Origin of the sequence: Luteitalea sp. (assembly GCA_009377605.1) — a bacterium.
Lineage (GTDB): Bacteria > Acidobacteriota > Vicinamibacteria > Vicinamibacterales > Vicinamibacteraceae > WHTT01.
On the sequence record WHTT01000049.1, the window covers coordinates 17,590 to 40,989 of the forward strand.

General features: G+C 61.4%; 23 protein-coding genes and 1 other RNA gene. 15 read left to right on the forward strand and 9 right to left on the reverse strand.

The window, feature by feature from the left end:
* The first annotated feature begins 20 nt into the window (after nt 1-20).
* On the forward strand, nt 21-596 hold the full coding sequence (locus tag GEV06_16695) for a hypothetical protein (protein ID MPZ19537.1): 576 nt from the start codon (nt 21-23) through the stop codon (nt 594-596).
* Nucleotide 597: 1 nt separating this feature from the next.
* Here the strand turns inward: GEV06_16695 and GEV06_16700 are convergent, their stop codons facing one another.
* Together GEV06_16700 and GEV06_16705 are read right to left on the reverse strand one after the other, a co-directional pair.
* On the reverse strand, nt 598-888 hold the full coding sequence (locus GEV06_16700; protein ID MPZ19538.1) for a hypothetical protein: 291 nt from the start codon (nt 886-888) through the stop codon (nt 598-600).
* Nucleotides 889-903: 15 nt separating this feature from the next.
* A complete protein-coding gene (locus GEV06_16705) occupies nt 904-1,353 on the reverse strand; it encodes a hypothetical protein (GenBank protein MPZ19539.1) in 450 nt (149 codons plus the stop codon).
* A 98-nt stretch (nt 1,354-1,451) separates the two neighbouring features.
* Between GEV06_16705 and GEV06_16710 the strand changes: the two genes are divergently transcribed.
* From GEV06_16710 to GEV06_16720, 3 genes are all read left to right on the forward strand, one after another.
* Nucleotides 1,452-1,985 carry a hypothetical protein gene (locus tag GEV06_16710; protein MPZ19540.1) on the forward strand — a complete coding sequence of 178 codons (534 nt, stop codon included), beginning with the start codon at nt 1,452-1,454 and terminating at the stop codon, nt 1,983-1,985.
* Nucleotides 1,972-3,411: an AAA family ATPase gene (locus GEV06_16715; protein MPZ19541.1), complete on the forward strand. Its 1,440-nt coding sequence runs from the start codon at nt 1,972-1,974 to the stop codon at nt 3,409-3,411. The genes GEV06_16710 and GEV06_16715 overlap by 14 nt, the downstream gene beginning before the upstream one ends.
* Nucleotides 3,412-3,587: 176 nt before the next feature.
* Nucleotides 3,588-4,121: a hypothetical protein gene (locus GEV06_16720; GenBank protein ID MPZ19542.1), complete on the forward strand. Its 534-nt coding sequence runs from the start codon at nt 3,588-3,590 to the stop codon at nt 4,119-4,121.
* Between the two features lie 28 nt (nt 4,122-4,149).
* Here the strand turns inward: GEV06_16720 and GEV06_16725 are convergent, their stop codons facing one another.
* The 7 genes from GEV06_16725 to GEV06_16755 all read right to left on the reverse strand — a co-directional run bounded on the left by GEV06_16725 (nt 4,150) and on the right by GEV06_16755 (nt 6,600).
* Nucleotides 4,150-4,389: a hypothetical protein gene (locus tag GEV06_16725; protein MPZ19543.1), complete on the reverse strand. Its 240-nt coding sequence runs from the start codon at nt 4,387-4,389 to the stop codon at nt 4,150-4,152.
* A gap of 52 nt (nt 4,390-4,441) precedes the next feature.
* Nucleotides 4,442-4,633 (reverse strand): hypothetical protein, encoded by a 192-nt coding sequence (locus GEV06_16730; protein MPZ19544.1) that lies wholly within the window; start codon nt 4,631-4,633, stop codon nt 4,442-4,444.
* 274 nt (nt 4,634-4,907) lie between these two features.
* Complete coding sequence (locus tag GEV06_16735; GenBank protein ID MPZ19545.1) at nt 4,908-5,339, reverse strand: hypothetical protein; 432 nt, start codon at nt 5,337-5,339, stop codon at nt 4,908-4,910.
* Nucleotides 5,340-5,379: 40 nt separating this feature from the next.
* Nucleotides 5,380-5,447, reverse strand: an RNA gene (locus GEV06_16740) — hammerhead ribozyme type II.
* Nucleotides 5,448-5,650: 203 nt separating this feature from the next.
* Nucleotides 5,651-5,839 carry a hypothetical protein gene (locus GEV06_16745; protein MPZ19546.1) on the reverse strand — a complete coding sequence of 63 codons (189 nt, stop codon included), beginning with the start codon at nt 5,837-5,839 and terminating at the stop codon, nt 5,651-5,653.
* Between the two features lie 220 nt (nt 5,840-6,059).
* Entirely contained in the window at nt 6,060-6,248 is a 189-nt protein-coding gene (locus GEV06_16750) for a hypothetical protein (protein MPZ19547.1), read from the reverse strand.
* 94 nt (nt 6,249-6,342) lie between these two features.
* Nucleotides 6,343-6,600 (reverse strand): hypothetical protein, encoded by a 258-nt coding sequence (locus GEV06_16755; protein ID MPZ19548.1) that lies wholly within the window; start codon nt 6,598-6,600, stop codon nt 6,343-6,345.
* A 94-nt stretch (nt 6,601-6,694) separates the two neighbouring features.
* Between GEV06_16755 and GEV06_16760 the strand changes: the two genes are divergently transcribed.
* From GEV06_16760 to GEV06_16810, 11 genes are all read left to right on the forward strand, one after another.
* A complete protein-coding gene (locus GEV06_16760) occupies nt 6,695-7,222 on the forward strand; it encodes a hypothetical protein (protein ID MPZ19549.1) in 528 nt (175 codons plus the stop codon).
* A gap of 967 nt (nt 7,223-8,189) precedes the next feature.
* The gene (locus tag GEV06_16765; GenBank protein ID MPZ19550.1) at nt 8,190-8,879 is read left to right on the forward strand and encodes a transglycosylase SLT domain-containing protein; all 690 of its coding nucleotides are present in this window, start codon (nt 8,190-8,192) and stop codon (nt 8,877-8,879) included.
* Between the two features lie 3 nt (nt 8,880-8,882).
* Complete coding sequence (locus GEV06_16770) at nt 8,883-11,459, forward strand: hypothetical protein (GenBank protein ID MPZ19551.1); 2,577 nt, start codon at nt 8,883-8,885, stop codon at nt 11,457-11,459.
* A 91-nt stretch (nt 11,460-11,550) separates the two neighbouring features.
* Nucleotides 11,551-14,604 carry a hypothetical protein gene (locus GEV06_16775; protein MPZ19552.1) on the forward strand — a complete coding sequence of 1,018 codons (3,054 nt, stop codon included), beginning with the start codon at nt 11,551-11,553 and terminating at the stop codon, nt 14,602-14,604.
* A gap of 252 nt (nt 14,605-14,856) precedes the next feature.
* A complete protein-coding gene (locus GEV06_16780) occupies nt 14,857-15,150 on the forward strand; it encodes a hypothetical protein (GenBank protein MPZ19553.1) in 294 nt (97 codons plus the stop codon).
* Nucleotides 15,151-15,157: 7 nt separating this feature from the next.
* Nucleotides 15,158-16,396 (forward strand): oxidoreductase, encoded by a 1,239-nt coding sequence (locus GEV06_16785; protein ID MPZ19554.1) that lies wholly within the window; start codon nt 15,158-15,160, stop codon nt 16,394-16,396.
* 109 nt (nt 16,397-16,505) lie between these two features.
* Nucleotides 16,506-18,152 carry a phage terminase large subunit gene (gene terL / locus GEV06_16790; protein ID MPZ19555.1) on the forward strand — a complete coding sequence of 549 codons (1,647 nt, stop codon included), beginning with the start codon at nt 16,506-16,508 and terminating at the stop codon, nt 18,150-18,152.
* Between the two features lie 14 nt (nt 18,153-18,166).
* Nucleotides 18,167-20,284: a hypothetical protein gene (locus tag GEV06_16795; protein ID MPZ19556.1), complete on the forward strand. Its 2,118-nt coding sequence runs from the start codon at nt 18,167-18,169 to the stop codon at nt 20,282-20,284.
* Nucleotides 20,285-20,406: 122 nt separating this feature from the next.
* Nucleotides 20,407-21,423 (forward strand): hypothetical protein, encoded by a 1,017-nt coding sequence (locus GEV06_16800; GenBank protein MPZ19557.1) that lies wholly within the window; start codon nt 20,407-20,409, stop codon nt 21,421-21,423.
* A 25-nt stretch (nt 21,424-21,448) separates the two neighbouring features.
* Nucleotides 21,449-22,483: a phage major capsid protein gene (locus tag GEV06_16805; GenBank protein ID MPZ19558.1), complete on the forward strand. Its 1,035-nt coding sequence runs from the start codon at nt 21,449-21,451 to the stop codon at nt 22,481-22,483.
* Nucleotides 22,484-22,494: 11 nt separating this feature from the next.
* The gene (locus GEV06_16810; GenBank protein MPZ19559.1) at nt 22,495-23,388 is read left to right on the forward strand and encodes a hypothetical protein; all 894 of its coding nucleotides are present in this window, start codon (nt 22,495-22,497) and stop codon (nt 23,386-23,388) included.
* The last annotated feature ends 12 nt before the right edge of the window (nt 23,389-23,400 follow it).

Consider the following 23,400-nt stretch of genomic DNA (forward strand, 5'->3'; position numbering starts at 1 on the left):
AATATCCATTTCAAAACCCCATGTCGTCCGTATCGACGCCTTTGATCGGCTTTTCCGTGGGCGGGCCGACGTTGGGGCCGAAGATGTCCGAAATATCGCTAGGTTTTTCGGACATTGGGCGCTGGCTCACCATGACTAGTCAGCCAAATGCGGATAAATGGCGCGCGCGGACCGTTCAAGCCATGGTGCGCGGACAAGGATCACAAGCCATCCGACTTGGAATCGCACCGCGTTCGCAAGACGGAACCTCGCAAAAAAGAAATAGCGCCATGACCATTGGAGTGAGATCAGGCGAGCCTTGGGGAGTTCGTGCATCAACATCTAGAAAAAGCCTTTACGAAATCGGCTTCAGTGAATTTGTTCCGGCCGGCCACCGCGACTGCCGCGTCCAGCAACCTGCCCAGACGCCGGTGGTCGGTGAATCCGTTTGTACGTTCGTCAACGAGACGACCGACCCGATCCCACGCGTCGGAGCCTATCACCGCGTCGGCCCGTCGCGTCAAAACTCCCGCGTAGTGCTTCATCCGGATAGCCATTTCATGTCCCTCCTGTTCTCAACTCAGTTTCATGTGTACGCGTCGGGGACCGCCCCATAAATCAGCGCGCGGTGTGCCAGTCGTAGTCATCGACCGTCATCACAGATTCGAAACCGTCGTCCTTATCAATTTTCCATTTGGTGCCCACCGGGACATCCTCGATGGCCAATCGGGCGCTCGAAGCGTTCGCCGCCGTACCGAGCTCCTCGACGACCTGGGCCAAAGCCGGGTCGTCGCGTGGAATGCCGTAGTCGCAGTCATCGGGTTCGACGCCCTTGATCTCTGCGTACCGGCGCATCCCTTCGACGCTCAAACCGAACCTGCCGTAGCAAGAGTTGTACACGACCTTCATGTGTCCCTCCTGTTCTCAACTCAGTTTCATGTGTAAAATCGCGATCGCGTCCGCTTCGTTGTCGTCGACCGGTTCGTAGCCCCACCGCCGGGCCATCTCGACCATGAGCTCCTTCGGCGCATTGCCTTTGCCGGTCCACCACTTCTTGATGGCGCCGACCGGCACACCCTCGTAGGGGATCTTGGGGGTCTGCTCCTCGCAGAACGCCATAAGCTGGCCCCCCAAAGCGCCGTACAGGTGAGCCGCGTCCGTGCCGAGATGCCGGCGCACTTCCTCGTACCACACAACGTCAATCGGATGCGCGGCGTGGATCTTGGCCAGGTTCTCGCGGAACTTCAGGATCCGCATCCCGCCGCCGTCGAACCGGCCGGGCTTCATGTCCCAGACACCTGAGACGATGTTGGCGGCCGTCGATGTGGTGAACGCGTAGCCGGTTTTAGTTCCCAAATCCACGGCGAGTTTCATCGATTATCCCTTGCGTCCCGTTGCCTGTTGTTCATTTTCGGTCGTCAAAGCCCGCTTCACCCCGGCGGGTTGTTTGACTCAGTACGCCCCCGCGCCGTATGTTGTCAACTGGAGTCCGACAAAATCCTACACAAAATCGTCGAGGCAATATGCCGCTCAAGGATCATGCGCTCGCGTTGGCGCGAAAAGGCTTCCGCGTCTTCCCGTTGATACCAAACGGTAAAACACCAGCGATTACAAATTGGCAGAATCTGGCAACGACCGATCAAGCACAAATAGAGACGTGGTGGGGCAACAAGCCGCACGGCCGGAATAGCGACCCGCTAGCGTCGAAAGGCCCGAACTGCAACGTCGGGATCGCCACCGGCCGCGGGCTCGTGGTGATCGACTACGACACCAAGCCAGGCAAGCGCGGCGCCGAATCGCTCGCGGTGCACGAGAACATCTGGGGGCTACCGGACACGATGCGCGTCCGCACGGCCACCGGCGGGCTTCACGTTTATTTGAGGATCGACCGCCCAGTCAGGAACTCCGTGTCGAAAATAGCGGACGATGTAGACATACGGGGTGACGGCGGGCTGGTCGTTGGCCCGGGCAGCGTGATCGACGGGGTGGCGTATGAAATTCTCTGAACTGGCGCCGATCCCCGATTGGCTGCCGTCGAAACTCTCCGCACCGATCGAGCGGCCCGAAGGCGGCGTAGCCCCCATCGGCGAGCTCGACACCGAATCAGCCATCGGGCTTGCCAGCCACTACCTGCAGCACGACGCCGAGCCGGCGATCGAGAACGCCGGCGGCGACGCCACCACGTTCATGGTCGCAGCTCGCGCTACAGACTTCGGGCTGTCGCCGGGCGTGTGTCTGAACCTCATGGCGGAACACTACAACCCACGATGCGAGCCACCGTGGGACTTGGAGGATTTGTCACGGAAAGTTGACAACGCGGCGCGCTACAGAAAGACGCCACCAGGCATCGCCAACCCGGCGAACGAGTTCGAGCCTGTGGTGGCTGCGCGCGCATGGGTCACGTTCGGAGAAGGCCGGCGCCGCGCGCTCACCAACACCCGGCCCCTCATAAAGGGACTGCTCGACAGCGCGGCGCTCTCGGTCGTGTTCGGGCAGCCCAACGCAGGCAAATCGTACATCGTGCTCGACTGGGCGTGGAGGATCGCCACCGGGACACCCTGGATGGGCCGCAAGGTGGCGCAGGGAGTAGCCGTCTACGTGGCGATGGAGGGTGCAAGGGGGCTGTTCAAACGCCTCGAAGCCCTCAAGCGCAAGCACGACACCCCCGACGATGTGCCGTTGGTTATCATCCCACAGGCGTTCAACCTGCGAAGCGCGGATGGGGTGAAGAGGCTCCTCGGTATCCTGAAGGAGATCGAGGCTGAGATCGGGCCGATTGTCTTTTTGGCTATCGACACCTTGGTGGCGGCGTTGGCAGGCGGCAGCGACACCGATCCTTCGGACATGGGGCTGTATCTCAAACACGCGGCGGCCATCCAGGCGGCTACCGGGGCACACGTGTGCACCGTTCACCACGCGGGTAAGGACATAGGCCGCGGCGCCCGCGGCTGGTCGGGGCTGCTGGGAACGATCGACACCGAGATCGAGGTGCACGACAACACCGTCAGGGACACCAAGCAACGCGACCTGGAGAAGGTCACGTCCGCGGGCTTCAAGCTCGAATCGCTCCACCTTGGAGTCGATGCGGACGGCGACCCGGTGACGGCGTGCGTGGTGAATTACGTGACGGCCCCCGAGTTTGACCTGGAACTGACGCCAGCCGAGGAGGACATGGCGTCCGTCGTGGAGGAAATCGCAGACGGAAAAACCCCAAATCCGGCCGGCGAAACAATCGTCACGTTGGACGAAATAAAGGTAGCATGGTATTTAAAAGCGGACAAGAACCTTTGTCCGGTTGTAGGATCAAAAGACGCAATCAGGAAGTTAGCGGACAGAAGCGGACAGAAGTTGGGATGGAAAAAACACAAGCGCGGCCAGTATGTTGTGAGAAGCGGACAGAAGCGGACAAAAGCGGACAATTTAGTTGTCTAGAAGCGGACAAACCTCTCCCCCCCTATATAAAGGGGGAGATGTCCGTTTGACCGGATAGCAGGAAAGGAAAAGATGATGGTTGGAAAGTTGAACTGGGCTGCGATTCGTTACCCGCGCAGCAGAGTTGATTGGGCGTTCGGGGACAACGCTTGTGAGTTTGATGTTGGTTCGTGGTGATGGCTAAAACCCCCGAATGGCGTTTCGACCAAGAGGCGTGGGACATGATCATGGCGGCCGCGACGGACCGGCGCGTCATGCGGAAAGGCGATCGGCACCGGAAGGAGTCGAATGAGAAGCGGCAGCGGTCGAGGGACGCCAACCTGGCGCGGCGACAGCGCGAGGCAGTCTCGACCGCAACGGCGGAACGGCACGCGGCTGCTCGGGCGCGGTGGCTCAAAGGCCGCGACCTGGCCACCAACAACCAGGGGCGCCTTCTGAGGCTGATGGAGCCGGGTGGGTGGTACGGCGCGCGCGACCTGTACGAGGCCGCTGGCATGCTCAAGGATCAAGCGGCCATAGCGCTGGTGCACATGCGGGAGAAGGGCTGGTTGACCCGCACCCGCAACCCGGCTCACGACGGGGCGCAGCGGACGCCTGGTGAGATTATGGCGCGGCAGGCGGCTGGCGTAGGGGAGGAGCCGGTGTGGCTGTACGGGCTTCTGGAGGGCGGCATAGCCGCAAAAGAAAAAAGCCGCCAAGGCGGCGGCTGAGGTAGGGGGGGGGATAGGCGAAGGGGGGTTAGGCGGCGGGTTCTCGGTCTTGTTCGTCGGCGCTCGCGAACCACAGATCGACGAATGCGGCGTACTCCGCCCGGAAGGTTTCGGCCCGTTCCGCGAGTTGGGTTATGCGGCCGTCATTGGCGGTGTTCGGGGACACGACGCACGCGGCGATTTCGGCCCCAAGAGATTCCGCTTGCTTGTGGGCGTTCGCGCGCATTTGCCCCCAGTCGAGTCCTCGGGATTGAGCCTCGGCGATCATGTCTCGGACTTTGGCGATTGTGTCTGTCATCGTCTGTCTCACTTTCACGCGTCTAAGATGCGTAAGGGTGGATCAGGTGAGCCACGCCGTCGGCGGCTTCGGCCCATATGGCTACCCTCCCCTGTTGGCGGAGGGTCGGTAAGGCGTGATCGAGCTCGGCGGCCAATTGAGCGGCTTGCGTTGCGGGGTCGTATTCGCCGCGGAGGCGGACGGCGCCGTTGATTGCGATGGTGATTGTGGTCATGGGTTTGTCTCAGTTTGCGTCAAGGCGGCGTAGTATTCGCCCCAAAACTTCGATGCGAGGTTCTGGTAGAGGCGGAGGTTTCCCAGCGCCCATGGCGCTGAAGAAGCCGCCGCTTCGTCACATTTGCGCTCGGCCCAGTCGGCTTTGCGCTTGAGAATATCTGTGCGTGTCATCATCTGTCTCAGTTTCACGCGTTGGCGGCATACGCAACCCATGTGGCCATGACGGCGGCCATCATCAGGAGGCGCAGGAGGGCGGAAAGGAGTGTGATCATTTAGCCCTCCTGTGGGTATTTCTCGGCGGTGTTCCAATTGACGTGCGGCCAGTCGTCCGGGCGTCCGGTTTCGTGGCCGCGGTTGTAGTGGTAGCGGTTCTCATGGGCGAAGCACGCAATGCAAAGGATTAAATTTCCGCCGGCGCCGAGAGGGTAGACGCGAACCTCGCCGGTTTCAACGCGGCAATGGTCGCCGTCGCAGTTCGGGTTATGCGGCATCTGTTCTCTCCATTCTGTCTCAGGTAACCGCGCCAGCGTTGCGGCGAGCCAATCGCGGTCGCTGATGTCGTCGACATAGCTGTTGGCGGCGGCATCCTGTACCGTTTTAGTGGTCTCGGCGCGCGTTTCGTCGTCCAGGCGCAGGCCGTTCTTAGTCCAAATTTCCCAAGCGTGGGTGACGATCGTGTCGAGGCGCTGGTCATAGGTAAACATCTGTCTCTCCGTTCTGTCTCAAGATGTGCTTTGTAGCACGTTTCGGCTTGGCTCATCAGCGGCCGGAAGCCATCCCGGCCGGACGGCGCTTGGGGCGCCGTTTCGCCTCAAATACTGAATTTGTAAGGGAATGGTGGAGCCCAGGGGCAAGCGCGCCCCGAGCGCAGGGCGCATATGTTTGCGATCATCCAATGCGCATCATCCCATGTATGCCGCCGCAGATATCGGTTCAGCAGGGCGGTTTGTTCGCGATTCGTCATGTGTCTGCTCCTATCTGTCTCAGTATCCAACAAGGAAGGCGCGCGGCTAGGTTAGGGCGCGTCCACAACGATGATCTCGACGTGACGAAAGCCGTTGTCCCTGACCTCAATCAGCGTGGCTTGCGTCGAGACTTTGTAGGCGTTCCATGTGGCGACATACTCACGGGCGGCGGTTTCCGATGCGCGGCCGGTGCGCAGCATGTGATTCGCTTGGTCGTAGGTCATGTCGGTGAGATGCATCGTCTTGTCCCTTCATGTCTGCGGTGATTCGCCTCAGTATTCAGCGAGGAAGGCGTGCGGCTATTCGTGATATGAGTACTAGGTCTCGGATGGTGGTCATCGTCTTGTCCCTTCTGTCTGTCTAGGCCGCGCATCGGCCGGGTGTCGGCGTTGTCATCTGTCTCTCCATTCTGTCTCAAGATGTGCTTTTAGCACGTTTCGGCTTGGCTTCGTCAGCGGCCTAGTCGTGGCGGTAGTGGCCAATGGTGTATCCGCTGGGGTGCCTGATCTCCGTCACGCCATTACCCGTGCGGTTAGCCTCGCGGCCGTACCGATCGCGGAGGCTGCTAATCACGCGCTGGGCGCGCTCGTCGTCGCCGCTGTCGTACTCGCGGGCCTCGGTAGTGGTGAGCGTGTAGGTGGCTGTCATCGTCGTTCTCCGTTGTTGGTGATGTATGTATATATGACATGACGGCGCATCCGGGCTCTGACACAGCACCAGATCAAGGGAGGAAGGCGCGCGGCTAGGCGACGCGCTTGATCGGCTTAAGCGAACCGTGCCAGCGCTTGCGCGCGTCTTGTTCGGCGACGACCTCATAAAATGAGTCGTTGACGCGGCGGTGTTCGCCGGCGAGGGGATGGTCCATTGCGCGAATCTCACTGCCGCGCATGTTGCCAAACCCGGCTTCGATCAGCGCAGTACAATTCGCCGATACGGCCGCGTAGCGCTTGTCGTACAGCGCTTGAAGCTTGGCGGCGGATAGCTTGGTAAGGTCGGGCATCGTCTTGTCCCTTCGTGTCTCAGTGTGCTAGTGTCGGCATTGTAGGCATACGTCGTGCGGCATGTCTACAAAATAATGTGATGACGGGAGAAATATTTTAGTGGCTGGTGTTTTGTCGCCGAGACACGGAATCGTGGGTGCCAGCAAGGCGCTTGGACTGACGGAAAAGCAGGCGCAATTCGTTCGCCACTTTTGCTCAGGAAGAGCAAAAGCCGAGTCTGCCCGACTCGCGGGATACGAATCTGAAAACCTGGATTCTATCTCCAGCACGCTCCTCCGACACCAGGGCGTGCTTGCCGCGATACGGGTCGAGGTGTCCCGCTTCCTGAGCACCGCGGCGCCCGGTGCGGCGCGAGTGCTCGACGAACTGGCGCACGATGAACGCGTGCCGCCTGCAGTCCGGCGCAACTGCGCTAGAGACCTGATAGGCCTTGCCGGTTGGGTACCGCCAAAGGCAGAGGGTGCCGAGTCGGCTATCGAGAAGCCTCTGACCGAACGCACGACGCACGAACTGCACGAGCTCGTGGCCAAGCTTGAATCAGAGCTCGCCGGCCGCGCAACGCCCGTTAACGCTCAAAACGCCCATGACGCCGACACTAAGCCTTTGGCTTGGCTAGACTAACGCCGCCTAGGTTAGGCGGTATCGCGGGGCTAGGTAGCATGTACGCTGCCGTATCAGCGATAAGGTATGCTACACCGGCCCTTCGGAGGCCGGCCCCGCCCCCCGGCCGGGGGCCGCGCGCGCGTTGATCCAGAGCCCGGGGGCGCTTCCGCTAATTTTGCAAAATTTGAATTTCAAGGCCCATGTGTGAAAAACGACACTTTCTGTCGAATTACTTTGAATTTCAAGGCCCATGCGCGAAAAACGACACTTTCTGTCGGATTATGAGTATGACGCTTGACAATCCAACCTACATCTGCCTACAAATCCGACGTTGGGTTAGCCCCGTAAGGGATTCGCCCCCGACGCCGGCCGGGGCGGTACTGTCGCTCAGCGGTTCACTTGCCGCCCTCTTTTTCAGGAATTGGCGAATAGGCCGGACCTGCCTCTGCCACTGATCGGTATGCAATCGGCCGCTCCGACCGGGGAACAAAACCAAGACCGGGAGAGTTGATCGCCTCCAAGGATGGGACAATGGCCCCGGCCGTTTAGGTCAACGCGTGGCCACGCGGAAATGCTGGCTAACTGGCCCACTGATAGTTCGGTTGATGGCGGGTGCTCCGTGAAACCCGGAGAGTATGGACCGAACCCGCGTTGGCTTAATTCTCCGCTTGACAACACCCGTCTCAGTATCCTACATTCCGACTCGGGCCTGAAAAGCCCTTCTGTCTAGTCTCAACTGTCTCAGACTTACGGCCCCGACGCCGGTCGCCTGTATGCAATGCGTAGCACCTTGGGCGTTGGGGCCGTTCCTTTTCAGAGATGCACCCTAAGCTCTTTGTAGCCAGTACCCGGCTTATCCGCTTTTTGACGAGCAATCTCCCGCAGCACGCATCGACCAACCAGGGGATCGTGATCGTGGGGACTTACGGGAACACTTTCTGGCCGCTTGTGCAGCCACTACCGCCCGTGGTATTGTAGGCGCGACATGCCTACGATTGCCGACATCATCCAACAGGCCGCCGCGCAGTACGGGATCCCGCCTGAGTACCTGATGCGGGCGGCGCAGCTTGAATCGGGCATGAACCCGGCTGCCCGGAATCCCAATTCGAGCGCCGGTGGTCTTTTTCAGCAGATTGACAGCAATTGGAAACAGTATGGCCGAGGCGATAGGTTCGACCCGGTGGCCAGCGCCGACGCGGCTGCCCGGTTTTGGCGCGATAACCAGGCGGCCTACCGTAAAACCTTCGGCAGCGATCCGACCGGTGATCAATTTTATCTCATGCACCAGCAGGGCGGCCAAGGTGGCATTAATCTGCTGCGGAATCCCACTCAGCCGGCGTCAAGCGTCGTCAGTGAAGACGCGATTCGGCTCAACGCCGGCCAACCCGGCATGACGGCCGGGGATTTCGCCAATTTGTGGACAAAGAAGTTCGGGGCGGGGACTCAGCCCGTGGGCTCGCGAGCCGCGACCGCTCCCGACGCGGCGGGGGCGCCAGGGGTGGCACCTCTGACCCCCGCCGCTCCAACTGACGGTCTCGGCCCCCTGATGGCGCAGTTGCTCTCCGCGCAACAGCCGCCCGCGGCCGAAAAGCCCCCCGAGGGCGGAAAAAAGCCGAAACGCAATGACATGGCGTCGATTTTTGCGAATGCGTCGCCGAATTTGGTGTTGGCCTAAGACATGGCTCAGCCGACCCCCTACGAACGCGTAGCCAGTTTCCAGGACATTCAGGCGCTTTCGCCGTCGACTCCAATCCCAGGGCAGTCGCTTGATTCTGAATACAATGCGGTCGTTAACACCTTTAATGAGATTCTGGCCAATCTCGCGCTGATCCAGCGTGATGACGGAAAACTGGCGAACGAGAGCGTTGGTTTGGAGCAGCTGGCCGTCGGCGTGCTCGACGGCGTTGAAGCGGTCACGATCACGGACGCCGGCCGGGCGCTGTTGGACGACGCTACGGTGGCCGAGCAGGTCGAGACGCTGGCCGTGGTCAGCTACGCCGAATCGCAAGGACTAGGTCAGTCGCAGAGGTTTGAAGCCCGGAAAAACATCGGTTTGCCTGACTTGGCCGCCGACCAGTTCTGGGTCGGGCAGGGTTCGAGCGAGAACCCGGTTGCGGTAGCGCCAGAGGCCGCCCGCACAGCCCTGGGTCTCGGCACGATTGCCACCCAGGCCGCGGACGATGTCGCGCTCACGGGCGGGTCTCTCACCGATGTAGCGGTCAACGTCAAAGCGCCTGATGACGCAGAAGCCGTGTTCCGCAACCTCGCGGAAATGGTTCACGGCAACGTCATTACGCCGGAAGATTACGACATCGAGCCCAACATCACCTACGGGGCGGGGCTGGATGATGCTGCCGCCGGCAGGGTGACGGCAGCGATCCAGAAGGCTATCGACAAGGCGACGGCTCTCGGCCGCCCGTGCATGTTGATGCTGCGGCCTCAGACGTACCAAGTGTTGAAGGTGTCAGGGCAAGAATTTTGCCTTCAGGGGACGCCAAGTAATTTGTTTGTGTATGGCTATGGCGCCAAACTGGTGCGTAAGCGCACCCCAGGGATTGTGGAGGACGCGGGGCACGTGTGGGACTGGCGGCCGCTCAGCGAGGTCACAGACCGTGGTGTATTCTACTTCACGGGCGGGGGGATTTACGGCCTAGAGGTTGACGGCGGTCTTGGGTTGCAACAGGTCGCGGGTGATCCTGAGCTTACCGGAACAGCAGGATGGGTCGAAGGCGCAGGCGGTTCCGCAACGACATTCGAGATTTTCCGCGGGGAAGACACGTCTGTTCGGCCGACCAGTTTCAAGGTCACCAAGAACGACGCCAGTGGTGCGGTGGTTAATAGAGATTATCGTTATCCTTTTGAGGTGCCTCAGGCAAACATCGACGGCTCGGTGGTTTATCAGATCACATGTCGCGTCACTGATGTGGCGGTTGGCGCCAGCGCACGAGTATTTGTCTCGGATACTCAGACGGGGGCGGCAGTCAGCACGACGGCAATTCTCAGCGCTGCGGGCGGTGTCAACTTTCAATGGACCCCATCCACGGCGGGGACGTACTACCTCGCGATGCGAGTCCAGTCTGACACACAAGACGATTACGCCATGTTCCGAGAGGTACGGTGCTGGCCGCTTCTCGGCGAACACGAAGGCGCGGTCATACGCGCGTGGGGTTCACGCGGATGGAGACTGATCGACTGCTACTTCCACGATAATCCGCACTACCTGATCGGTCTGCAAGGCGGGGCCATACAGGATTGTCAGATTGTCGGGTTCCACGGCGAAGACAGCCTTTACGACGGCATCGATGTCAAGGACTACGGTTCGATTAGCTACGGAAACGTCATCGATCGGGCGTGGCTGAGGCGGTGCGGGATCGGCGGGGTTGCATCCACAAGTCCGTCAGCGTCTCTCGATTTCATGGGTCGTGGGTGGGTTATCAGCAACCCCACCATCCTTGAATTTGGCGCACACGATAAGAACCAGAGCGGGATTCGCGGCAAAAGCACCAACACGACGCAGGGGCGCGGCCACGGCCCGCGGCAGAGTTATGTCTACGGCCACCGCCTGATCGCGTCCCCCGGGGCTTCTGGTGTCACGAATACACGCGGTATCCACGACCAAGAAGGCGCTTTGTCGATTGGTCCAGGCTATGTAGAGGGGGCAGAACGCGGCGTTCACGCCGCGGGCAATGGGGTGGAGAGCTTGATCGAGGGGCAGCACATTACGGGGTGCGGCACAGGCATTGAAGTTGCTCTCAACAATTCCCGCGCCATTGTACACGGCAATCGCGTCACCGGGAACGACAAGGGCATCGTGTCCGCTGCTGACGATGGCGTTTACCGCGATAACATCTGCACCGACAACGACACCTCGGATTTAGAATTTGCCTCTGGTGCCAACAACAACGTGGTTTGTGGCGGGGAAGTCGAGGTGGTGTCCGATGGCGGGACAGGGAACATCTTCAGCGCCGTAAAGGGGTACAAGACCCAGGCGAAACTGTCTGGGACGTTTGAACTGGATTCGACCGGCTTAAAGACCGTCACAATCGCTCACGGTCTTGCGAAGACGCCTTTACTCTTGCAGGTTGTGGCGTCTCTGTCCCTGGAAACGGCTGTGACTGATTTTGTTGTCGATTTCATGCGTGTCCACAGCGTCGACGCAACCAACGTCGGCCTGCGCGTACAGGTCGGGACGGCCAGCGCTACAGGTGGCGCGCTCGGGCGCGTGAACGTTCACGTTGACGCGACGGGGCTTTAGCGCCCTACTTGCGTCTCATATTCCGACAGTGTAGTATCCACTAGGGACGTTCTGCCGTTTCGCCCACGGCGTTTGACCGCACGGGCGCAACGTGGCACAACCGACTCCCTACGAACGCGTAGCCAATTTCCAGGACCTCCAGGCGCTTTCGCCGTCGACCCCGCTCCCGGGGCAGACGCTCGACACCGAGCTCAACGCGGTCGTCAACACCTTCAACGAGATTTTGGCCAATCTCGCGCTCATCCAGCGCGACGACACCGCGCTCGCCAACCAGTCTGTCGGGTTCGACCAGCTCAAAGCCGAAGTACTGGTCGGCATCAATCCCGCCACCGTCTGGGCGGCCGGCACCGTCTACGTCGTCGGCGATACGGTCATCAGTTTCACGTCGCTCTACCGCGCCATCGAGTCGCACACGTCCACGGCGGATTTCTCGGAAGACCTGAACACCGGCTTCTGGGAACTCCTGCTGGACCTGGCCACCGACCCCTTGTCCCTGTCGGGCGACATCACGGTCGACTCCGAAGGGGTCGTAACCATCGCCGACAACGCGGTGTCGAATGCCAAGTTGGCGCAAGGCTCCGCCCGCTCGGTGGTGGGCGTCACTGGCAACAGCACGGCCAATCGCGCCGATATGCAGGCCGCGGCCTACCAGGTTCTCCGTGGCAGCGCCGCCGGCGACGCACTGGCGTTCGGTTCGATCGATCTCTCCGAGGCTGCGGCGGTCGGGTCGTCCATCCTGGCGCTCGCCAACGGTGGCACCGGCGCCGCCGATGCATCTGGCGCCCGCACCGCACTGGAGCTTGGCGCTGCGGCAGTGGCCGGGCTCAGCAATGACGTGACGCTCGGCGACGACAGTGAAACCGATCTCGTCACCGAGCACGCCGTCAAGGTGTTCGCCGAGACGCTGTTAGCGACTGGGTTTGTCGATCTCGATCCGGTGCGCGTGGCGACCGTGGTCGCCGGAACGCTTGCTTCGAGCTTCGAGGATGGCGACACGGTAGACGGCGTAGTGCTCGCCACCGGCGATCGCATCCTCATCAAGAACCAGGCAGGCGCGACGAACAACGGCGTCTACACGGTCGAGGCGACAGGCACTCCGACTCGCGCGACCGACAACGATGAATCGGACGAGTTCGTCGGCCGGCAAGTGCTGGTGCTGGAGGGCACCGCGAACGCCGCCACGAAATGGAAATGTTCGAACACCGAAGCCCCGACCGTCGGCTCGACCAATATCACGTGGGTTCAGACCCAGGCGGCCAATTCATACATGGCCGGTGCCGGCCTTATATTGACAGGCCAGGAGTTCACGCCCGATCCGGCTGTTTTGGCGCATTTGGCGTCGGGCAATACGTTCGTCAACTCTAACCCACAAATCTTCCAGCGGAATACCGCAGACACGGCTACGACCACCGTAGGCGGCACGCTCACAAACGCGCAGTTGGGCCACTCGGCCCGAGTATCCAATAACGACGGCACCGGAAACAAGTCAGTCTTGGCGCTTGCTGTGGCCACGGGGGGCGAGCAGTTTACCGCTTCCATACTCGCGGAAAGAACAGGGACGCAGACCGGCAAACTTTCGGCGTACCTGCGCCGCGGGTCTACGGCCGGCGTAAAGGTCTGGGAGGTCGACCAACTCGGCAATTTCGAGATTGAAGGTGCGCTCGACGTTGGCGACGCGCCCGCGACGCTCGCGAACCTCGGCAGCATTCCGCAGTTTTCCACCACGACGGCCGCGGCCGCGGCTGACGTGTCGGCGTACGACCGGCTCTACGTCCACGGCTATGCGTCGCTCGGCGATGGCGGCCATGGCCACTGGCGCAACGTCAGCACGTCCGAGCCTACCCACACTGCGAAGTTCCAGGACGCCGGAAACGACTGGTGGGAGCCCGACGAGGAGACCGTCAACACCAAGATGTTCGGGATGCTCCTGGATGACTCTACGGACGACCGCACTGCGTGGCTGACCGTCGTCGGGATGCTCAATTCGGATGTATACAAGAAAATCTTCGTCCCCGAGGGCATTTCTCGTGTCTCGGGTGGCGTCCTGGGTGCAATCACGGCGAGCGATTGGGAAATCCGTGGGGCGCACCAGCAACTGACGATCATCAAAAAAACCGGCACCACAAATACGAACGTTTTCCGAATCGGGGACAGTTTAAACATCGCGCGTAGCTGGCATATTTCGCACATCGGGATCGACCACGGGCTGCTCTCCGGCGCTGACGCCGATCTGGTCGGGTCGGCGTTCGATATACGAAATGCCCTCCGAAACTGGAAACTCGATGACGTTAAAATTGATCGGTGTGTCGATGGGATCATCCTGGGTAACGTCGCTGATGAGACGAATGCTCGCCAAGGAAATATGGATCGGATTCGCATCGACCTGATCGCCGCCAGCACGATAGGCGCTCAGGCGGCCTTCAACGACGTGGGAAGCGCAAACATCAAGCTCACCAATTCGTTCGTCAGCTCGATTGGAGGAGGCACCAACTTGGGTGGCCGGGGCATCTGGATGCACCCCGGCGAGAACAATCTAGGCGATGCCTGGAAGGTGGAAAATTGCGAGTTCAACATGACGAACGCCAATATGGGTTTTTCTTTGGACATCTCGGCGACCAGCCGCTTGATCGGGAATCGCGTCTTCACGAATTGCGTGTTCGACCGCGCCGAGGTCGCGAGCATTCGCCTAGCGATGGGGTCTAGCGGTCCGGCTTCGTTCATCAACGTCGGTTTCAGCAACTGCGTCGCGGACGCAGGCAACACCGCTGGCTCAGAGGCCAAGAGTTTGGTTGTGCAAAACGGAAAGACAGACGACAGCTCCGTCCAATTGCGCATGAGCGGCTGCCAGTTGACGACCGGAAACGGCAACATGATTACGTTTTCCGGCGCTGGGGTTAAGCAGGTCGCCATCATGGGGACTGAGTTCTTCAGTCGCAACAATACCGTGGTGGATCAGTGCATCAGCGGCATAAACAACAGCGTGCGCGGGGCTATCGTCGGATGCTACGTGAAGCAAGGCTTCAACGCAACGGGCAGCGTTCCGACGCAGCCGGAGTTTTTCCTGTCGTCAGGCAGCACCGCTAACCTGAACGCCCCTCAGAGCACGAACGACTTCGCGGCGTGCTCGGGTGGGTTTCAGGGGTGATTACTTCGGCCCGTACAGTTCGTCCGCTTCGCTCACTTCGTCGGGAGCGTAGTAATCGGGCTCCGGCACCGGGTCGCACTCACACGTCCAGATCCACGCTGGTTCGCGGGCGACCATACGGGGGAAGTGCCCACAGTGGGGACACGGGAGAGCAACCATGCGGGGCAGTCTAGCGCGCAACCGGGAGGTGACGCAACAGGAAAGTGACCGGCTTGACGTAGGACGACAAATGTCGCAGAAACCTACAACGTTATGAGCTCGCTCGACGAAGTGTCTTTCCGGTTGGGCGAGGTTAACAACGCCGTGAAGACGCTATTGGCGCGCGGCGCCGCCCACGAGGCGAAAACCGAGTCGATTGCAAGGGATCTGATCGACATGAAGACGCAGCTCCCCGCAGTGGTCGAAAAGGTGGCGGAAATGCACCCGCACGTCGAGGACTACCGGCGAACCAAGCGATTTGGGCTCAAGGTGGTGTCGGTGATGACGTTTGTGCTGGCGGGGGCCGCCAACATCGCGATCGAGGTTGTGAGGACGTGGTGGCGGTGACCGACTGATGCCGACGCCCCCGCTGTCAGACGAGGTACTACAGGAGGCGGTTGACGCCCTCCACACGCACGGTCGCAAGTACTTGGCGGCCAACGCGCTCGGCATTGACCGCCGGACGTTCCATTCCCGGCTCGCGGTAGCGGCGCGGCGGGGGCTGTTGCTTGATGAACCGCCGGCCATGCCGGGGTTCGAGATAACGAAGGTCACGACCGCCCCGGACGGCAGTCAGCACGTCACACAGAAGCAAGAGCACGGCGAGAGGTACGAACCGCCGCCGACACACGTACTCGGCAAGATCACCGCACACGTAGACGCCGAAGGGCGCATAGTTCAATCGTGGCCGCGGTACATGCCTGACGCCGAGCAGCAGGAAGCCGCGATGCGCGCCGTGGTGGCGGCGCTCAAGGAGGAAGTCCCGCGGGCGGAGCCGGTCGCGGCGCCGCTTCGGCCGGGCGACACCGAGTTGCTCAATCAATTCACCGTCACCGACCTGCATTTTGGCATGCTGGCATGGCCGGAAGAAAACGCCCGCAAAGAAGCGTGGGATTTGAAAGAAGCCGAGCGGACGTTACTCAATTGGTTCACCGCCGCGATCGAACTGTCACCGCCGGCCGCTACCGCCATCCTGGCGCAGCTCGGCGATTTGCTGCACCACGACTCGCACCTCAGCGTCACGCCGACGCACGCGCACGTGCTCGACGCGGACAGCCGATTACAGAAAATGATTCGCGTCGTTATCCGGTGTTTGCGCCAGATCGTTGCGAGGCTGCTGGCCAAACACGAGCGCGTCCACATCGTGATGGCGGACGCCAACCACGACCCCGCCGGCGGCGCGTGGCTGCGCGAGATGTTCGCGGCGTTCTTCGAGGATGAGCCGCGCGTGACGGTCGACAGTAGCGCCAGTACCTACTACTGCTACGAGCACGGCGAAACGTCGCTGTTCTATCACCACGGCCACAAGCGCAAAATCGCCGACGTGGATTCGGTGTTCGCCGGTCAGTTCCGCGACGTGTTCGGCCGCACGAAGCACAGCTACGCCCACATAGGGCATCTGCACTCCGACGAACTCAAGTCCACCAACCTCATGAAGGTGGAGCGGCACGAGACGTTGTCCGCGCCGGATGCCTACGCGGCGAACGGTGGGTGGCTCGCCGGCCGCTCAGCCAAGGTCATCACCTACCACAAGAAGTTTGGTGAGGTGTCGCGCGTCGTCATCTCGCCGCAGATGCTGGCGGTGGCGGCATGAAACAGGCGCGCACACGATCGGCGCGGGTCCCGCCTCACGGTGTGCGGCGGTCGTTCGACGATGTCGAGAGTTGGATGATCGGCTCGGGGCCGGCTGAACGGAAGCGGAAGTGAGCGCTGACAAACAGGAACTTCTCAGGGCAACGAAACGCCTCATCGCGGTGCGGGAGGCGCACGACGATCTGTTGGCGTTCATGCGCCTGACGATGCCGGACCCAGAGGATATCGACGACCCGGCGAAGTCGCTTTACCAGGTCACTCCACAGGCGCGGCTGCTCTGCGAGATACTGCATAAGATTGACCGGCGCGAGATACTGACGAAGACCGGCGCGCGCAATTTCGCGCTGTCGATTGCCCCGCAGACCGGTAAGAGCCAGATCATCAGCCGGGCTTTTCCGGCGTGGCAGATCGGCCGCAATCCACGAATCAACATGATCCTGGGGAGCTACAACCAGGACATGGCGAACGGCTTTGGCGACGATGTGCGGGCGATCGTCGAGTCGCCGATGTTCCGCCAGGTCTTCCCCGAGTGCGAACTGCGTACCGGCGGCAAGGCCAAGGACATGCTCATCACCGCCGCCGGCGGTAAGGCCGCGTTCGTGGGCGTCGGCGGTTCGGGCACCGGCAAGCCCGCCGACATTTTCGTGGTCGACGACCCGATCAAGTCCGACGAGGAGGCGCAGTCCGACATCTACCGACAGCGGTTATGGAATTGGTTCACGCGCGTCGCGTCCACCCGCATTCACAACGATTCGGCGATGGTGGTGGTCCACACGCGGTGGAACAGCGACGATCTGATCGGCCGTCTCTGCGACCCTGAGCATCCCGACCGCGACAAAGAGTACGCCGGTATCGCGGATGATTGGATGTCCATCAACATCCCCGCCGTGATTGCTGACCCAGATCTGGCGAAAGCCCTCGGGCTCACACTGGAGACACCGAAAAACGATCTCGTACGCGCGCAGTTTGGCGATAAGCCGCTTGTCGCGTTGTGGGAAGACCGGCACTCGCTGGAGCGGCTGGCGCGTGCCAAGCGGCTCGACAAGCGCGGGTTCTCGTCGCTCTACATGGGGCAGCCGTCGCCCGAGGACGGTGACTACTTCCGGGCGGCCGACCTGGTCGAGTACGATCGGGACGAGCTGCCCAAGAACCTCCGCGTCTACGGCGCCAGCGATCACGCGGTCAGCACCAAGCAGGACCGCGACTTCACCGTCATGGGGTGCGTGGGCATTGATGAAAATGATGACATTTGGGTATTGCCTACCCTTGTGCGGGACAGATTTGCAACCGACAGGGCGGTGGACGAACTGCTGATCCAGTTCAAGAACCACAAGCCGATGCTGTGGTGGATCGAGGACGAGAACATATCGAAGTCGTTTGGGCCGTTTCTGCTCAAGCGGATGCGCGAGGAGCGCGTGTACGTCGCGCTGGACCCTATCAGCCCGCACAAGACCGACAAGGCGCTTCGCGCCCGGGCGATCCAGGGCCGGATGCGGATGGGGAAGGTGCGGTTTCCGCGGTTCGCCCCGTGGTGGCAGCAGGCGCGGGGCGAGATGCTGCGTTTCCCGACCGGCGCCCATGACGACTTCGTGGACTGGCTTGCCTACATCGGCTTGGGCCTGATGAAGGAAATCAGGGCGCCTGTCGAACGACACGAGGCCGAAGGCCCGCCGGTAGGCAGCATCGAGTGGATTTTGAAAAGTTCCAAGGAACGGGCGGGCGCCGAGAAGCGTGCCGCCGGGTCAGCGGGGTTCTGAAAGTGGTTGATGTAATGGATCCGGGGGTGAAGGACTCCCCGCAGGCGGAGAACACGTCGTATGACGGCGTCGGCCCCGAGGTCGAGCCGGCGCGCGCCGCGCTCGTCAAGGAGTGGTTCGAGCGTATCGAATGCGCCAGGAAGCACTGGGACCACGTCTTCAAGCGCATGGACAAATGCGAGCAGTGGGCGGCGGAGGGCGCCGACAAGAAATGGGTCGACGCCGACAAGTACACGGTGCCGATCATTCCGCGGCACATCAACCAGATCGTCGCTGCGCTGTACGCCAAGGATCCTCGCGTACTCGCGAAGCGCCGCAAGCAACTGATGTACCAGGTCTGGGACGGCGATCCGCAGTCGCTTCAGATGCTCCAGCAGGCGATGGCTATGCAGGCGGAGGCAGCGGAAGCCGGCGTCATGACGCCGCTGCCCCCTGAGATGGACGCGCTGTCGCAGGAAATAGTCGCGGTCGACCAATACAACAAGATGGTCGACAAGATTGGCAAGACGCTGGAAATCCTATGGGGCCACTACACCGGCGAGCAGGATTGCGACTTCAAGGCTGAACTGAAGGCGCTCGTGCGGCGCACGAAGGTGTGTTCGGTTGGCTTCTGTGAGCTTGGCTACCAGCGCATCTTAGAGCCGCGGCCTGATGTGGACGCGCAGATTTCCGACGTGACGGCCAAGATCAAGGCCACCGAGGCCGCGATGGGGCAGATGGCCGAGGGCAAACTGGAAGAAGACAGCCCGACCATTGAAGAATTGCGGCTCAATCTGCAAGACCTGCAGCAGCAAGAGAGCTTGGTCGTTCGCGAGGGGCCGGTGTTCGATTGGCCGAACCCGCGCAACATCATCATCGACGAGAACCTGAAGAACCTGAAGACGCTTCGTGGGGCGAATTGGTATTCCCGCTGGTTCGACATGACGCCGAGGCAAGTTGCGGAAACGTACAACGGCGCGGACGGGAAACCGCTCGATCTGAAGGACGCTTACACGAAGTACAAGAGCGCCGAGAAGCGCAACGGCGACAAGAAAATGACCATGTGCCGGGTCCACAAGGTTCACGACAAGCGAAACCGGCAGTGCTTCGTGCTGATCGAGGGCTATCCGGATTTCGTCGTCGAGCCGCAGGCGTCTGACGTGAAGCTGGAGCGATTTTTCCCGCTGTTCCCGCTCGTATTCAACGAGGTGGAGCACGAGAACCAGAAATACCCACAGTCCGACGTGTGGCTGATGCGCCATGCGCAGTTCGACATGAACCGCGCCCGGGAGGCGCGGCGGGAACATCGGCACGCGAACCGGCCGAAGTATTTCGCGGGGAAAGGATCGTTGGAAGACGCCGATCTCAAGGGAATGGAGTCCGCGCCGGCGCACGCCGTCATCGAGGTGAATTTGTCGCCGAACGAGGACATCAACAAGAAGGTCCAGAAGTTCGATCACGTCGGGATCGACCCGAATCAGTACGAGGTCGAGACGGCGTACCAGGACGCGCTTCGTGCAGTCGGCACCCAGGAGGCCAATCTGGGGTCGCTTTCGGGCGGCACCGCCACCGAATCGTCGATCGCCGAGCAGTCGCGCATGTCGTCGATCGCCGACAATATTGACGACCTGGACGAGTTCTTGTCCGCGCTCGCTAAGGCGACTGGCCAGTTGATGCTGCTGGAAGTCACCAAGGATACCGCTATCGAGATCGCTGGCCCCGGTGCTGTGTGGCCGGATGCGCCGCCGACCCGCGAGGAGATCGCCAAGGACTTGCTGCTGGAGATCAAGGCGGGGTCGAGCGGCCGGCCGAACCAAGCCGCCGATCTCGCCAACATGGAGCGGGCGCTACCGTACCTGATCCAGCTACCGGGCGTGAACCCGCAACCGTTGGCCGAGAAGTACGCCGAATTGCTCGGTATCGACATGGAGGAACTGTACGTTGCCGGGGCGCCGTCGATCACCGCGATGAACGCGATGGCGTCGAAGCCGATTTCGCCATTCGGGGCCGGCGAGGGCGCTGAGAGCGATCCCGGCCAGCAGGGGCCGGAAGGAGCGAATAACGCCCAAGGGCCGCAGGAGAACGAGAACGAAGCCGGCGGGCAGCCGGCGTTCCCGGGGCCGATGACCGGTCAGGCGCCGGGGGTGATGTAGCCCCTCACGCAGATTTGACAGCCTGTCGGAATATGTGATAGGTGTAGACCTACAGATTGGCATGACGCTTGCCCGAGGGCCTTACGAGGCCTTGGGGCGAGCGCCCTGAAAATGGAGACGTAATGCCGGATTCGTCCCCGGACGCTGCGGCGCAAGCCGCGGAGAGTACCGTTACCCAGGGTGTAACGCCTGAATCACCCGCAGGCATTTCCGACGCAAAAGCCGATTCGTCAGCGGCGAGTGGCGCAGAGCCTACGATCCTCGACAGCGTAAAGGCTGCCTTGGCTCCGAAGGCTGAAGAACCCCCGCCAGGTTCGCAAACCCAGGAAACGAAGGACAAGCCCGAGGGGGAAGACCCCGACGGCGAGCCACCCGACGTTACCGAAGAGGAGCTGACCGCACTATCCGGCAAGACGAGGCGTCGGATCGAGTATCTGGCAAACGAGCGGAAAACGCTGACGGACGAGGTCGCAAGCCTCAAGCCAAAAGCGGCGGAAGCAGACCAGTTACGCGCCTACATGCAGCAGACCAATCTGTCTAGCGACGAGTTCAACAACACGTTGCGGATTGTCTCGCTGATAAAGGAAGGCACTGATCCCCACGGGGTGCTTCAAGCACTCGGCCCCATCGTCGAGCATTTCCAAAAGCAGGCGGGCGCTGTTCTACCGGCCGACCTGCAAGAGCAAGTTCGTCTTGGGTATGTCACCCAGGAACACGCTCAGGAGATGGCTCAGCTTCGCAGTCGTACCCACTTCGCCGATGTTCGTGCCCAGAAGACGGCCGAGCAGACGGAGCAGGACAAACGGCAGCGTGAGCAGGCCGACATAGTTCGGACGGTTTCTGACACGGCGACTAAGTGGGAAACGGCAAAACGTACTTCGGATCCTGACTGGCACTTGAAGGCTGACCGAGTTCACGAACTGGTCGAGCTTCATGTTCGTCGGGATGGTTACCCGCGGTCGAATGATGACCTGTCCAAGATGCTGAACGGCATCCACGACAAGGTCACCAAAGAGATCAAGCGGTTCCGACCGGCGGTCACTGAAGTGAAACCCAACAACTCCGGTGAGACTTCGAACCGCGCGGTCGCGGAGCCAACAAGCGTGCTTGAGGCGATCAAGCAGCGGCTCGCGTCGTGACGGATAACACGAAGGCGTAGAGGAAATGCCGTTTACGGTAGCAGAACTTGAGAATGCGGCCCAGGCCGCGATCGACTTCCACTTCAAGAAGGGCAAGATCGTCAAGCAGACGATCCAGGATCGCCCGCTGTTCGACAAGCTGATGGGCAAGGAGAAGTCCTTCCCGGGCGCGCTGGAGAACATGACTGTCCGGGTGAAGGGTATCTACACCACGGACATTCAGGGCTTCGAGCACGACGACGATGTCAGCTACGGCAACCCGGCGAATATCAAGACCGCCGTGTACCCGTGGAAGCTCGTTCACTGGGGCATCAAGGTCACCAAGCACGAGTTGCTGAAGAACGGCATCTCGATCTCGCCTGGTGAGCAGAGCACCACCGCCCACGAAGGTGAGATGATTCGCCTTGCCAACCTGCTCGACGACAAGGTCGAGGACATGCAGGAAGGCGGCGAGCGGGGCATGAACAACATGTTTTGGGAAGACGGTTCCCAGGACGCCAAGGAAGTGCCCGGCCTCACCAGCTTCGTACTCGACGACCCCACCAGCGCGGTGACGGTCGGCGGCATCGACCAGGTGGCCAACGATTGGTGGCGCAACCGTGCGGCGCTCGCGCTCACGGCGACGACCGCTGCCGATCAGAACGTCGTGCAGACGCTTCAGCGCGAGTTCCGGCAGCTCCGCCGCTTCGGCGGCCGCCCGGATGTCCTCCTGGCCGGTTCCGACTTCATGGACTGGTTCGAGCAGGAACTTCGCGCGAAGGGCAACTACACGCTCGACGGCTGGGCCAACAAGGGCTCGATCGACGCCAGCGTGGCGGACATTGCCTTCAAGGGCAAGCCGATCATGTACGACCCGACGCTCGATGACATGTCGAAGTCGAAGTACCTGTACGCGCTCGACTCTCGGCACATCTACCCGATGGCGATCGAGGGCGAGTCCATGCAGGACCACAAGCCGGCTCGGCCTGCCGAGAAGTACGTCATGTATCGCGCCAAGACGTGGGTTGGTGGCCTGGTCTGTGACCAGCGCAACTGCCACGGCGTGTACTCGATCGCTTAAGGGGAAAACAGATGACTTTCAAGATCGTAGAAACCACTGTCTCCTCGGCGGTCGTTACGGCCGGCACGTTCACGGTGGCTTACCCCGAGAACACGTCGTCCGGTACGTTCGCGGGCGGCAACAAACACGCTGCTTGGGTTGACACCCATCAGTACCTCTACACGGCGGCGGCCGGCGAGATTTCGCTGTCCTTCGGCGCGTCGGAGATCACCGTCACTTACAATGGGTCGACCACCATCGCGGCCGGCTCGCGCATCAACGCGCAGCTCGACATTCTCGGGTCCGACGACCAGGCCCCGGGCGCGTTCGAGTTGCCGATCGCGACCGTCCCGTTGGACGTATACCTGATCGACTTGGGTGCGCCTGTCACGGCGGACCCGAACGGGGTGGCGGAATCCCAAACCGTCACGGGTGTGGGAACGGCGTTCGACCTGGACGGCATCCTCGTGTCTGGCGGCGAGGCCATCATGGACGCGCCCCGCGCTCTTGTGGGGGCGTGGACCAACACGGCGGTCATCACCATCACGGGTGAGGACGTTTACGGCAACGTGATGGTCGAGGTTTCGGCCTCTGGTACAGGGCACACCGGCACGAAGGCGTTCAAGAAGGTCACGGAGGTCACGACCTCGGCGACCATCACGGGGGCTTCGGTCGGTACCTTGGACGTGCTCGGCCTGCCGGCCTACATCGGCAGCGCGGCGTATGTGCTGGCCGAACTCGAAGATGGCGCAGCGGCGGTTGCCGGCACGCTGGTTCTGGGTGTCAACACCACGCCGACGGGTACGACCGGCGACGTGCGCGGCACCTACGACCCGAACACGGGGGCCGACGGCTCCACGTCGTTCAAGCTGCTGGTGGTTCTGCCTGATCCGGCGAACCGCGGCATCGACCAGTTCGCTGGCTAAGTTGAAAACTGA